Here is a 12,829-nt window from a genome sequence, read left to right on the forward strand (position 1 = left end):
TATCTCTCTTCAGAAAAGAGATACCCGTATCGACCTTAGCCGCGCTGCCCTTTCGCCAGATCGCGCTTCATATCAATAATATTCTGATAGTCCGCCACCGACGCCGGACCGATATGCTGCGCGCCGCCGACGGCCTTCACGAAGCAGGCGTGTTGCTCTTTATCCAGCTTCTGAATCGTCTCGACCACTTTCTGTTTGAAATCGGCCGGCAGTTTATTGCTCACCAGCAGCGGACCGTTCGGGATCAGTGGCGACTGCCAGATAATGCGGATCTGCTTCATCAGATCGGGGTGATCCATGCGGATCAGACGACCGAAAGCGCCGGAGCTGTAGCCGCTGTTGTAGTCGCCCACCAGCGAGCTCCAGGTCACTGCGCCGTCGAACTGGTTGTTCAGCACGCCGAGGATGTCCTGCTCGTGGCCGCCGGAAAAGGTGACGCTGGAGAAAAAGCCGTTGTACTTGTCATCGACGCTGCCGCCGAACTGCTTCTTAAAGGCCTGGTTCGGCATCAGGAAGCCGGAGGTCGAGTCAGGATCGGCCATGCCGAACGATTTGCCCTTCAGATCTTCCAGTTTTTTATAGGGGCTGTCGTTTTTCACGATCACCACCGAGTGGTAGCCTTTCGAGCCATCTTTGTCGTCCACCAGAATGCCCACGATATCCACGGCTTTGGCATCCTGCAGATAGACGGAGGCGTAAGAAGCGGGCGACATGCTCAGCACCATATCGATCTTGCCGCCGAGCAGCCCCTGAATTACGCCCGCGTAGTCAGAGGAGTTGCGCAGCTTCGTATCAACATTGAGTTCCTTATCAAAAAAGTCCTTTACGCACTGGTTATCGCCAATCTGCTGGGTGGCGTTCTGCCCGCCAAGAATGCCCAGATTCAGCTCTTTCGGCGCATCCGCTGCGTTCACGCCTAAGGTTATTACGCTGGTCAGTAACGCTAATAAAGTCAGTTTCATTCGAGGTTTTTCTCTTGCCGTGGAGGTTAGTGAAGCTGATTAATTTCATCGCCGTACAGCTGCTGCAGCAGGCTGTCGGTCAGGTGCGCCGGATGGCCGTCGAACAGCACCCTGCCGCGCTGAATGCCGATCACGCGCGTGCAGTAGCTTTTCACCAGCTCAACCGAATGCAGGTTCACCATCACGCTGATGCCCTGCTCGCTCACCTGGCGCAGAACATCCATGATGCGTTTGGTATTTTTGGGATCGAGCGACGCCACCGGCTCGTCGGCCAGCAGGATTTTCGGGTTCTGCATCAGGGCGCGGCAGATGGCCACGCGCTGCATCTGGCCGCCCGACAGGTTCTCGGCGCGCTGCAGCGCCTGCGGCAGCATATTCATCCACTGCAGCAGTTCGATGGCATGGGCGCGGTCGCTGTCGGAGAAGAGCTTAAAAAAGGATTTCAGCGTCGAGGTCTGGCTCAGGCGGCCCAGCAGCACGTTGGTCAGCACGTCGAGGCGCGGCACCAGACAGAAATCCTGAAAAATCATGCCGCATTCGCTGCGCCACTGACGCAGCTGGCGGCTGTTAAGCGCCAGCAGATTACGCTGCGCCTCGCCGTCGCGCAGGCTGTACACCGCGCCTTCCGAGGCGTCGATAGTGCCGTTAAGCATATGCAGCAGCGTCGATTTGCCTGCGCCCGAGCGGCCGATCACGGCGACCATTTCTCCCGCATGCAGATCAAAACTGACATTGTCCAGCACGCGGTTCTCTCCCCAGCGCTTGCCCAGACCCTGCACCGACAACACTTTCTCTCCGGTCTGGCTAAGCGGCGCGCTGCTGTTGTCCACCACCGTTCTTAACAGTGCCTGTGCCATGATTCACTCCGTATGCGTTGACAAGGGGTAAGTTGACGCCTATTACGGCCCGGCGTGATGACTCTCTGATGACAGTGAGGTGATCAAACGGTGACAGGGTCGTCCGCGCTCAGCGACAGCGTCATTCCGTCGGCAGCAGCATAAACTGACTCGGGCAACCGGTTGTTTGCTAACCAGTTATCCATCTGATGCGACAGATGGATCAGCCAGGCGCGACGTGGCGCCAGCCGGTCGACAATCGCCAGCGCGCGCGTCAGATCGTTATGGTTGCGCGCGACCGGAGACGGCGGATCGTTGCAGTCGATCACCAGCTCATCGATGCGCTGGCCGGTGAGAAAATCTTCGGTGTCGGGCGGCAGACCGCAGGTGTCGCACAGCCAGGCGAGCCGCGCGCCGTGCCAGTCGAACAGGTAGCCGTGCGTCAGCTTCGAGTGCTGCAGCGGCAGCGGCGTTACCTGCAGCGCGCCGAAAAGATGGGGTACGAAGGGCGTCAGCGACGGGCGGAAATCGAGCAGGCCGGGATGCTTAAAGAGATCGTCGCAGCCCCGCTCGTCCGGCGGCCCCCAGACGGGGATCGCCTCGCCCACGCCCCAGCGCAGCGCGAACAGCCCCTGCACGTGATCCATGTGGTAGTGCGTCAGCAGAATGCGCGACAGCTCGCCGGGGGCGAAGCGCTCCGCCAGCAGCGGCAGCCCGGCGTCGAGCAGGATGCGCTCGCCGCCCGCCTCGATCAGCGCGCTGCACGGCGCGCGTTGCCGTTTCCTGTCGCCGCGCGCCCTCAGGCAGGCGGCGCAGTCGCAGCCGAAAAGCGGCGCGGCGGTGACTCCGCCGGTGCCGAGAAATGTCAGCTTCATGATAACGGCTCCAGCAACTGGCGCAGCTGCAGCAGGGTATGCGACAGCGCGCCGTTGTTGTTCAGCAGGCGGCAGCCCGCCGGCAGCGGCTGCGCGGCGCGATCCAGCCGTCGCGCGATCTCGCTCTCGCTCTCCCGCCCGCGCTGGCGCAGACGCGCCGCCAGCACCTCCGGCGACACGGTCAGGCAGAGCGGCAGCAGCCGCGCGCCGTAGCGCGCCTGCGCCTGCGGCAGATGGTGGCGCGAGCCGTTGACCAGCACGTCGTGGCCGCGTTCAAGCCAGAGATCGAGTTCCAGCCCAAGTCCGTAGTGCAGGCCGTGCGCCGTCCAGCGCAGGGCGAACAGCCCCTGCGCCGCGCGGCGCGCGAACTCCGTTTCGGTCAGGGCGATATGGTTCTCGCCGCCCGCGTCGGCCGCGCGCGTAATATAGCGATGGGCGATCAGCAGATTCGGCGGCGGCGCTTCACGCAGCGCGTTGAGCAGGCTGTCCTTGCCCGAGCCTGACGGCCCGATAAGCCAGATCAGGCGCGCCATCAGTAAACCTGCCTGCCCTGCGCCCAGACGTGACGAATATGCGGATGGCCGTGGTCGGTGTGCGCCAGCACCAGATCGGCGCGGCGGCCTTCGGCAATGACGCCGCGATCCGTCAGGCCAAGCGCGCACGCCGGATTGCGCGTCACCAGCGCCACCGCCTGCGGCAGCGCCAGCGGGTTGCGCTCGTCGGCGGCGAGACGGAACGCCGCGTCGAGCAGCGACGCCGGATAGTAGTCGGAGGAGAGAATATCGAGCAGTCCCTCCGCCGCCAGCGCCCAGGCGGCGACGTTGCCGGAGTGAGAGCCGCCGCGCACGATATTGGGCGCGCCCATCAGGATCTGCATCCCCCTGGCGCGCGAGGCGCGCGCCGCCGCCAGCGTAGTGGGAAACTCGGCGATGGCGCTGCCGACGCCGTGCGACTCTTCGACGTGCGCCTCAGTGGCGTCATCGTGGCTGGCGATCGCGATGTGGCGCGTGCGGCAGAGCGCGGCGATCGCCTGGCGATTCGGCTGCGACCACTGCGCCGCCAGCGTCAGCTGCTCATGCTCGAACGCATCCATCTCCTGGTCGTTGAGCGCGTATTTGCCCTGGTAATATTCACGGTACTTCTCCAGCGAGGCGTACTGACGCTGACCCGGCGAGTGATCCATCAGCGACACCAGCGACAGCTCCGGCGTGCCCATCAGCGCCTCGAACAGCGGCAGCGTGGCGTGGTGCGGCAGCTCGCAGCGCAAATGCAGCCGGTGTTCGGCGCGGTTTAGCCCTTTGCGATTGCTGTCGCGAATGGCGTCGATCATTTTGCTCAGGTTGTCGAGACGATGGCCGCCGTCGCGCACGTCGCCGACGCCGATGGCGTCCAGCACCGTGGTAATGCCGCTGGCCACCATCAGCGCGTCGTGGCTGCTCATCGCCGAGTGGGCGGGCCAGTCCACCTTCGGCCGGGGTGCGAAGAACTTATCGAGGTTGTCGGTATGCAGCTCCACCAGGCCCGGCAGCAGATAGCCGCCCTCGCCGTCCAGCGCGTCGGGCTGGCGGCTCGGCGTTTCGCTGAAGCTGGCGATCAGACCGTCGCGCATCTCCAGCGATCCCGCCACCAGCTCGTTTTCCAGAATCAGTCGAACATTGTTGATAATCATGCTTCCGCTCCGCTGTTGATCGGCTGCATGACGTGCAGGCGATCCGCCACCCGTTCGCGCACCCCTTCATCGTGAAAAATGCCGACGATCGCCGCGCCGCGCGCGCGCGCCTGCTCAATCAGCTCCACCACCGCCGCGCTGTTGGCTTTATCCAGCGAGGCGGTCGGTTCATCCAGCAGCAGCACCGGGTAGTCGGCGATAAAGCCGCGCGCGATATTGACGCGCTGCTGCTCGCCGCCGGAGAAAGTCGAGGGCGCCAGCGACCAGAGGCGCGGCGGCACGTTGAGCCGCGTCAGCAGCTCTTTTGCGCGCTTCTCGCAAAAGGCGCGCTCCACGCCGCGCTCCAGCAGCGGCTGCATCACGATCTCCAGCGTCGGCACGCGCGGTATCACGCGCAGGAACTGGCTGACCCAGCCGAGGGTGTCGCGGCGCATCGCCAGCATCTGACGCGCCGGGGCATGCGCCATATCGACCCACTCGCCGTCGTGACGCAGCCAGATATGGCCGCTGTTGGCCTGGTAGTTGCCGTAGAGCGCGCGCAGCAGCGTCGATTTGCCGCTGCCGGAGCGGCCGTGCAGCACCACCACTTCGCCCTGCGCCACCTCAAGCGAGGCGTTCTGCAAAACCGGCAGCTCGACCCCGCTCTGATTGTGCAGCACGAAGGTTTTACACAGATTCTCGACGCGCAGTTGTATGTTCATGCGTTTATCCGTCATTAGTTGAGCACCGATGAAACCAGCAGCTGAGTGTAGGGATGGTGCGGATCGTCCAGCACGCGGTCGGTCAGGCCGCTCTCCACCACGCGGCCCTGCTTCATCACCAGCAGCCGGTGCGCCAGCAGGCGCGCCACGCCAAGATCGTGGGTGACGATAATCACCGCCAGGTTCAGCTCGCGCACCAGGGTGCGCAGCAGATCGAGCAGCCGCGCCTGCACCGAAACGTCCAGGCCGCCGGTTGGCTCGTCCATAAACACCAGCTTCGGCTGGGTGACGAGGTTGCGGGCGATCTGCAGGCGCTGCTGCATGCCGCCGGAAAAGGTCGTGGGCAGATCGTCGATGCGGCTGGCGGCGATCTCCACCTCCTGCAGCCAGCGGCTCGCCTGGGCGCGGATGTCGCCATAGTGGCGGTTGCCCACCGCCATCAGCCGCTCGCCGATATTGCCGCCCGCCGTGACCTGCGCGCGCAGCCCGTCGAGCGGATGCTGATGCACCACGCCCCATTCGGTGCGCAGCAGGCGGCGGCGGTCGCTCTCCGACAGCGCGTAGAGGTCGCGCTGGTTATAGAGAATGTTGCCCTGCTGCGGCGTCAGGCGCGCGGAGAGGCTGCGCAGCAGCGTGGTTTTGCCGGATCCCGATTCGCCGACGATGCCCAGCACTTCGCCGGGATAGAGATCGAAGCTCACCGCTTCGAAGCCTTTGCCCGGCGCATAGAGGTGCGTCAGGTTATTGACCGCAAGCAGCGGCTGTTCACTGTGCATGGTGCTGTTCCTGCTGCTGGTGGCAAAAATCGGTGTCGGAGCAGACGAAGAGGCGCGTGCCCTGGTCATCCATCACCACCTCGTCGAGATAGCTGTGGCGCGAACCGCACAGGGCGCAGGGCTCATCCCACTGCTGCACGGTAAAGGGGTGATCCTCGAAGTCGAGGCTCTCGACTCTGGTAAAGGGCGGCAGCGCGTAGATGCGCTTTTCACGGCCTGCGCCGAACAGCTGCAGCGCCGGCATCATATGCATCTTCGGGTTGTCGAATTTCGGGATCGGCGACGGATCCATCACGTAGCGATCGTTGACCTTTACCGGATAGGCGTAGGTGGTGGCGATATGGCCGTAGCGCGCGATATCTTCATAGAGCTTCACCTGCATCACGCCGTACTCCTCCAGCGCGTGCATGGTGCGGGTCTCGGTTTCGCGCGGCTCGATAAAGCGCAGCGGCTCCGGAATCGGCACCTGGAAAATCAGGATTTGATCCTCCCCCAGCGGCGTCTCCGGAATGCGGTGGCGCGTCTGGATCAGGGTGGCATCGGTGGTGCGTTCGGTGGTCGCCGCGCCGCTGACGCGCTGGAAAAAGCGGCGGATCGACACCGCGTTGGTGGTGTCGTCCGCGCCCTGGTCGATCACCTTCAGCACGTCGGCGTCGCCGATGACGCTGGCGGTGATCTGAATGCCGCCGGTGCCCCAGCCGTAGGGCATCGGCATCTCGCGTCCGGCGAACGGCACCTGATAGCCGGGGATCGCCACCGCTTTCAGGATGGCGCGGCGAATGGCGCGCTTGGTCTGCTCATCGAGATAGCCCGGGTTATAGCCGCTCAGCTCAGCCATGATTGCGCTCCTGGTGATCCTGACGCAGGCGCTTCAGCAGCTCCAGCTCCGCCTGAAAATCGACGTAGTGCGGCAGTTTTAAGTGGGAGACGAAGCCGGCGGCCTCGACGTTGTCGGCGTGCGCCAGCACGAACTCTTCGTCCTGCGCCGGACTGGTGATGCGCTCGTCGTGCTCGCGGGTTTGCAGCGCGCGATCCACCAGCGCCATCGCCATCGCCTTGCGCTCGGCGCGGCCGAACACCAGGCCGTAGCCGCGGGTAAAGTGCGGCGCCTCTTCGCCCTGCGTGGTGAAGCCGTTGACCATTTCGCATTCGGTCAGCAGCACTTCGCCGATCTCCAGCTCGAAATCGAGCTCTTCCGGGCAGATGCTGACGCTGAGGTAGCCGGTGCGGATCTCCCCGGCGAAGGGATGGGTGCGGCCGTAGCCGCGCTGGGTGGAGTAGCCGAGCGCCAGCAAAAAGCCCTCGTCGCCGCGCACCAGCTGCTGCAGGCGCGCCGCGCGCGTCGCCGGGAAGCCCATCGGCTCGCGGGTGATATCCACCGGCTCGCTGCCGTCGTCGATCTCCCTTGCCGCCAGTCCTTCATCGCTCATCATGGCGAACATATGCGGACAGCGCGTTGCCAGCGCCTCGTCGCCGCGCGGTGCGGCCGGCGCCTCGCCGTTGGCCAGCAGCGTAAAGTCGAGCAGGCGGTGGCTGTAGTCGTAGGTCGGCCCCAGCACCTGGCCGCCAGGCAGATCTTTATAGACGGCGGAGATGCGGCGCTCGAGGCGCATCTCGCCGGTCGCCAGCGGCGCGCTGTCGGCCAGGCGCGGCAGCGTGGTGCGGTAGGCGCGCAGCAGGAAGATCGCCTCCACTAAATCGCCGCTCGCCTGTTTGATCGCCAGCGCCGCCAGTTCGGGATCGTAGATGCCGCCCTCGGTCATTACGCGGTCGACCGCCAGCCCGAGCTGCTGCGCCACCTGATCGCAGCCCAGCTCCGCCACCTCGCGCGCGCCGCGCCGCAGATCCGCCTGTAGCTGATGGGCGTTGGCAATCGCCTTCTCGCCCCCTTTCACGGCTACGTACATCAGCACACCTCCACGTCGGTGGTGCGCGGCAGCGCCATCATCGCTTCGCCGCAGGTAAAGATTAGATCGACGCCCTGCGGGAAGGGATGCGGGCGGTTGCGCAGGTAATCCAGCACGCTCTCCGGCAGCTGCGGCGCGATAGCGCGCGACTCGCGCAGGCCTGGCCCGGAAAGACGCAGCGTCAGCCCGCCGTTGAGCGACGGCACTTCAATAATCAGCGTGGTGCTCTTTTCCGGCGCGAGGTTGTCGCCGGCGGCGAAGTCCGCCGGGCGCGGGCTGCTGGCGGCATGGCTCAGTGCAAACGGCGCGTCGCGGCTCTCGCTCAGCGGCGCGCCGGTATGGAAGCGCAGATTGCTACGCAGGATCTCGTTATCGACCTGCGGCTCGATCCAGAGCGGGCTCTCCTGATCCACCAGCGTCAGCAGCACCGCGGTCGCGGCGGGCGACAGCGCGCCCCAGCCCTGCGCCAGCGGCAGCGAGACCATCACGCCCGGCTCGCTCATCGCTTTCAGAATGCGACGGAAGGCGCGCTGCGCATCGGCCACCGGATGGTTAAAACTAGCCAGTAAAGTCATCAGTTATCTCCGCGAACCAGCGTAAAGAAATCTACTTTCGAGCTGGCGACTTCCCGCGCGCGCAGCTGGCGCTGCTCCTCGCGCAGAGCCGCCAGCGGCGTTATCACTTTTTCCGTCAGCAGCGCGTGGGTCTGCGGCTGCTGCAACAGCGCGTCAATCAGGGCGCAGCGCTCGGCGTGCGCCTTGTCGCGGCCCAGCACGTAGCTGTAGCCGAGCGTGCCGTCCTCGAGCTGCACCACGGCGCGCGTCACGGTGGCGTCGCCCATCACGAAGCGCTTGCCGCTGGCGCCCATGCGCGCCATCAGCCGCGTCAGGCCGATTTCCGCCGGGCGGATCAGCGAGAAGCGCGGCGCAAGGCGCAGCGCCTGCCAGTGCTGCGCCAGCGCCGGAGCGCTGCTGTGCGCCAGGACCGACAGCCACTGCTGTCGTTGCGTTAAGCTTTCCATCAGTGCTCCAGAGTCAGTTCGATCATGTCGCCGCGCGTCAGGCTGACGGAGTACTCCGCCAGCGCGCCGTCGCGGGTCTTATTCAGGGTGCGCACGCAAAGCAGCGGCGCGTGCAGCGCGATTTCCAGCAGGCGGCACTCTTTTGCCTGAGCGCGACGCGTGCTGATGCGGGTCTGGCTGCGCACCATCTGGTGGCCGCCATGCTGCTGCAGATAGTCGTGCAGCGAGCCGCTGCTAAAGCGCTGCAGCGCCGGCCACCAGCTCAGATCGGGCAGAAAGTGATTAATCACGCAGACCGGCACGCCGTTAACCCGGCGCAGGGTGCGCAGATGGATCACGCTGTCGCCTTCGACGACGCCCAGCGCGCTGGCGACGTCGGCGCTGGCGGGACGCACCACCGCCAGCAGACGTTCGCTGGTGGGATGGCTGCCCTGCTCCATCAGGTTCTGGCTAAAGCGCGCCTGCGCATGCAGCGGATAGTCGTAAGGACGCATCAGCACCAGGATGCCGACGCCGTGGCGGCGCTGCAGCAGACCTTTATTGACCAGTTCGTCCACCGCGCGTCGCAGCGTGTGGCGGTTCACCTCATAGCGCTCGGCCAGCTGTTGCTCGGAAGGCAGATAGTCGCCGCTGCGGTAGTTTTCCCGCAGCGCCTGCTCCAGCTGTGCGGCGACGGCCTGGTAAACAGTGGTCGGATGTCTGGATATCTCCATCTTGAACAGATCCTCAACCTTGACTGAGTGGGGAGCGCAGCGATAAGTCCGGCTGCGTGTTGGCCACTACCTTGACCTGCGCAGATGACAGAAGGGTGACCGTGCAGTGACGCGACGATGAATTCCAGCCGGAAGCGCCGGGCGGCGCAGGCAGATGCGGCACAATTAATTAACGCTGCTGAACGGTTTCACCTGCGCAGCGGGGCCTGTTTTTTGATGCATAATCAATAACAACCTTGCGCGTCAGTCAGCGTGCAGGCTGGAGGATTTCTGCCAGGCTAATAACTGACATATCTTTGCTACGTGAAAAATCAAAATGATTAACAGCGCCAAACTTTCCGCGGGCCTGCGCGGCAGTTTTATTCGTGAAGTGTTGCTGCCGCTGGCGGCGATTCTGCTGCTGACGCTGGCGGGCGCCGGAATCGGCCTTTTTCTCAGTACCGCTATCAGCAACCAGAAAGCGCAGGCGCAGCAGCAGCGAATGATCGAGGCTTCGTTTTCGCAGAGCCTGACGGAACATCAGCGCCAGCTGCACAGCCTGTCGAGTTGGGCGCCGCTGCAGGCGCATCTCGACGCGGCGCAGCCCGACCAGCGCTGGCTGGATGATAATGTCGGCCGCTGGCTCTACGAGATGTTCGGCCACCAGCTGATTATGGTGCTGGACGAGGCGCGTCGACCGGTGCAGGCGTGGCGCGACGGCGCGCTGCTGGCCGACCCGACGCGCGATGCCGGCGTGCAGGCGATTTTGGCTAGCCTGCAGCTGCGCGCCGCAGCGGGAGACGGCGCATCTCGCCCGCGTCGACGGTCGCGTGGCCGCGCTGGGGATCGGCGCCATCCGCCGCGATGCGCAGGCCGCGTCTCGCTTCATGCTGGTCAGTCTGAAGTATCTCGACGATGGCTACCTCGCCGCGCTGGCGGAGCGCAGCCAGCTCAAGGGACTACGCTTCTCCAACCCTGGCGCGCCGCCGGTGGCGCCGGCGCGCTTTATGCTGACGTCGCAGACAGACGGCGACGTCGGCTATATCAACTGGGAGCCGGCGCGGCCTGGCGCGGAGATGTTGCGCGCCATCGGCCCCTCAACCGGCGTCGCCGTGCTGGTGGTGACGCTGCTCTGCCTCTATATGGTTCGTCGGCTCTGGACCTCTTCCCTTAACCTGTCGCAGTCGATGCTGAAGCTCGGCGCCAGCGAAGCGCAGGCGCTGCACCTGGCGTTTCATGACGTGCTGACCGGCCTGCCGAACCGCGCGCTGGTGGAAGATCGGCTGACCCAGGCGCTGGCGCTGGCGACGCGGCACGAACAGCGCGTGGCGCTGCTGCTGATCGATCTCGACCGCTTTAAAAATATTAACGACACCTACGGCCATCACGCCGGCGACGAGCTGATTATCGCCGTAGCCCATCGTCTCGCCGGCCTGATGCGCCCCTGCGATACCGTGGGGCGCATCGGCGGCGACGAATTTCTGGTGGTGATGCCGGAAGTGGACAACATCGGGCAGGTCGAGGCGCTGGCGCAGCGTATTCTCGAGGCGCTCAGTCAGCCTTTTCCGCTGTTTGGCGGCGAAGTCTGGAGCGGCGCCAGCATCGGGCTGGTGCTGGCGCCGAAAGACGGGGTAGATCGTCAGGAGCTGGTGCGCAAAGCGGACATCGCGCTCTACGAAGCGAAAAGCAGCGGGCGCGGCAAATATCGCCAGTTTGAACGGGTGATGGACGAGTCGATCCGCACGCGACAAAGCATCGCCGCCGATCTGCGCGCCGCGCTGCAAAACTTTAAGGGGCTGGCGGTCTGGTACCAGCCGTTGATGGATATTGGTGGCAAGAATATGGTGGGCGTCGAGGCGCTGTTGCGCTGGGATCATCCGACGCGCGGCGCCATCCCGCCAGGGGATTTTATCGCCATCGCTGAAGAGACCGGGCTGATTATTCCGCTGGGCGAGTGGGTGCTGCGCGAAGCCTGCCTGACGCAACAGCGCTTTCCCGATTTGATGGTGGCGGTCAACGTCTCGCCGGTGCAGTTCCGCGCCACGGGGTTCGTCGCGCGCATGGTGGAGATCGTGCGCGAGAGCGGCGGCGATCCCCAGCGGATCGAGCTGGAGATCACCGAAGGGGTGCTGATAGAGGATGAGCATGAGGCGCGCGCCATTATCATCGCGCTGCGCGACGCCGGTTTCCGCATTGCGCTGGACGACTTCGGCACCGGCTACTCCAGCCTTAACTATCTCAGCACCTTCCCGGTGGATAAAATCAAGATTGATCGCTCTTTTACCCAGTCGCTGGGCGTGGCGGAGAATTCGGTGGCGATTATCGAATCGGTGGTGAAGCTGGGGCATGCGATGGGACTGACAGTGACGGCGGAAGGGGTCGAAACGCCGGGCCAGATGAGCGCGCTGGCCGACGCCGGCTGTAATCAGCTGCAGGGCTATCTGTTCAGCAAGGCGGTGCCGTTTGAGCGGCTGGAGGAGTGGAAACGCTAGCGAAAACGCGCGCTGCTGCGCAGCAGCGCGCAGGCTACGTTATTCGGGAAAGTCGGTCTCGACAGAGGTCTGCTTCCAGGCTTCAATCTGCGCCAGACGCTCTTTCAGCTTCGCCGTTACCGCGTCATAGCCCCAGGCGCCCATCACCAGATGGCGCGGCGGGTCATCGCGCTCGGTAATGGCGATCATCGCCTGCGCCGCGCGCGCCGGATCGCCCTTCTGCGTGCCGCTGTACTCTGAGGTCGCCTTCATGCGTGCGGCCGCGGTTTCCGCGTACTCCGGCAGCCTGCTCGGCGTCTGATGCAGCGAGCGGCCAGCCCAGTCGGTGCGGAACGGGCCCGGCTCGACGCAGGTGACGTGAATGCCGAGCGGCGCGGTCTCCAGCGCCAGCGAATCGGACCAGCCCTCGACCGCGTGCTTGCTGGCGGAGTAGTAGCCGGAGCTGGCGAAGCCGATGAAGCCCGCCACCGAGGTAATATTGATGATATGACCGCGACGCTGCTGGCGCATGGTCGGCAGTACCGCGCGCGTCAGGGCGAACAGGCCAAAAACGTTGGCGTCGAACTGGTCGCGGATCGCCTGTTCTTCACCCTCTTCCACCGAGCTCTGGTAGCCGTAGCCGGCGTTGTTCACCAGCACGTCGATAGTGCCGAATTTTTCCAGCGCTGCCTTAACCGCGCCGTCGATGCTCTGCGACTGGGTGACGTCGAGCGCCACCGCCAGCGCGTTGCTGTGGCCTTCCACCAGGTCGGCGACTTTCGCGGTGTCGCGCGCCGTCACCACCACGTTGAAGCCGCGCGCAATGGTCTGCTGCGCCAGTTCGCGACCAAAACCTGTCGAACATCCTGAAATAAACCATACCGGATTGTTATCTGTAGCCATGAGTGACTCCCAAACT

Annotated in this window: 13 protein-coding genes and 1 pseudogene; 1 reads left to right on the forward strand and 13 read right to left on the reverse strand. The window is 64.6% G+C overall.

From position 1 onward, the window contains the following. Window positions 1-35 precede the first annotated feature (35 nt). The 12 genes from phnD to phnF all read right to left on the reverse strand — a co-directional run bounded on the left by phnD (window position 36) and on the right by phnF (window position 9,460). Window positions 36-962: a phosphonate ABC transporter substrate-binding protein gene (gene phnD, locus JS46_RS09280; RefSeq protein ID WP_033749900.1), complete on the reverse strand. Its 927-nt coding sequence runs from the start codon at window positions 960-962 to the stop codon at window positions 36-38. Window positions 963-988: 26 nt separating this feature from the next. Then, the gene (gene phnC, locus JS46_RS09285; protein WP_033749902.1) at window positions 989-1,819 is read right to left on the reverse strand and encodes a phosphonate ABC transporter ATP-binding protein; all 831 of its coding nucleotides are present in this window, start codon (window positions 1,817-1,819) and stop codon (window positions 989-991) included. Window positions 1,820-1,902: 83 nt separating this feature from the next. Next, window positions 1,903-2,673, reverse strand: coding sequence for a phosphonate metabolism protein PhnP (gene phnP, locus JS46_RS09290; protein ID WP_033749904.1), 771 nt, complete (start codon window positions 2,671-2,673; stop codon window positions 1,903-1,905). After that, entirely contained in the window at window positions 2,670-3,206 is a 537-nt protein-coding gene (gene phnN / locus JS46_RS09295; RefSeq protein WP_033749906.1) for a ribose 1,5-bisphosphokinase, read from the reverse strand. Before phnN ends, phnP begins: the two co-directional genes overlap by 4 nt. Further along, a complete protein-coding gene (gene phnM, locus JS46_RS09300; RefSeq protein WP_033749908.1) occupies window positions 3,206-4,342 on the reverse strand; it encodes an alpha-D-ribose 1-methylphosphonate 5-triphosphate diphosphatase in 1,137 nt (378 codons plus the stop codon). Before phnM ends, phnN begins: the two co-directional genes overlap by 1 nt. Then, window positions 4,339-5,043 (reverse strand): phosphonate C-P lyase system protein PhnL, encoded by a 705-nt coding sequence (gene phnL, locus JS46_RS09305; RefSeq protein WP_096073408.1) that lies wholly within the window; start codon window positions 5,041-5,043, stop codon window positions 4,339-4,341. The genes phnM and phnL overlap by 4 nt, the downstream gene beginning before the upstream one ends. Before the next feature lie 14 nt (window positions 5,044-5,057). After that, entirely contained in the window at window positions 5,058-5,819 is a 762-nt protein-coding gene (gene phnK / locus JS46_RS09310) for a phosphonate C-P lyase system protein PhnK (protein WP_033749912.1), read from the reverse strand. Beyond that, window positions 5,809-6,657, reverse strand: coding sequence for an alpha-D-ribose 1-methylphosphonate 5-phosphate C-P-lyase PhnJ (locus tag JS46_RS09315; protein ID WP_033749914.1), 849 nt, complete (start codon window positions 6,655-6,657; stop codon window positions 5,809-5,811). The genes phnK and JS46_RS09315 overlap by 11 nt, the downstream gene beginning before the upstream one ends. Further along, a complete protein-coding gene (locus JS46_RS09320) occupies window positions 6,650-7,726 on the reverse strand; it encodes a carbon-phosphorus lyase complex subunit PhnI (RefSeq protein ID WP_033749916.1) in 1,077 nt (358 codons plus the stop codon). The genes JS46_RS09315 and JS46_RS09320 overlap by 8 nt, the downstream gene beginning before the upstream one ends. After that, entirely contained in the window at window positions 7,726-8,301 is a 576-nt protein-coding gene (gene phnH / locus JS46_RS09325; protein WP_033749918.1) for a phosphonate C-P lyase system protein PhnH, read from the reverse strand. The genes JS46_RS09320 and phnH overlap by 1 nt, the downstream gene beginning before the upstream one ends. Next, the gene (gene phnG, locus JS46_RS09330) at window positions 8,301-8,747 is read right to left on the reverse strand and encodes a phosphonate C-P lyase system protein PhnG (protein ID WP_033749920.1); all 447 of its coding nucleotides are present in this window, start codon (window positions 8,745-8,747) and stop codon (window positions 8,301-8,303) included. Before phnG ends, phnH begins: the two co-directional genes overlap by 1 nt. Further along, window positions 8,747-9,460, reverse strand: coding sequence for a phosphonate metabolism transcriptional regulator PhnF (gene phnF / locus JS46_RS09335; RefSeq protein WP_033749922.1), 714 nt, complete (start codon window positions 9,458-9,460; stop codon window positions 8,747-8,749). Before phnF ends, phnG begins: the two co-directional genes overlap by 1 nt. Before the next feature lie 316 nt (window positions 9,461-9,776). Between phnF and JS46_RS24820 the strand changes: the two are divergent. Further along, window positions 9,777-11,931 (forward strand): annotated as a pseudogene (locus tag JS46_RS24820) (putative bifunctional diguanylate cyclase/phosphodiesterase). Window positions 11,932-11,970: 39 nt separating this feature from the next. Here JS46_RS24820 and JS46_RS09345 read toward each other — a convergent pair. After that, window positions 11,971-12,813, reverse strand: coding sequence for an oxidoreductase (locus tag JS46_RS09345; protein ID WP_033749924.1), 843 nt, complete (start codon window positions 12,811-12,813; stop codon window positions 11,971-11,973). Between the last annotated feature and the right edge of the window lie 16 nt (window positions 12,814-12,829).

It is taken from the genome of Pantoea sp. NGS-ED-1003 (assembly GCF_000738765.1).
GTDB classification, from domain to species: domain Bacteria; phylum Pseudomonadota; class Gammaproteobacteria; order Enterobacterales; family Enterobacteriaceae; genus Pantoea; species Pantoea septica.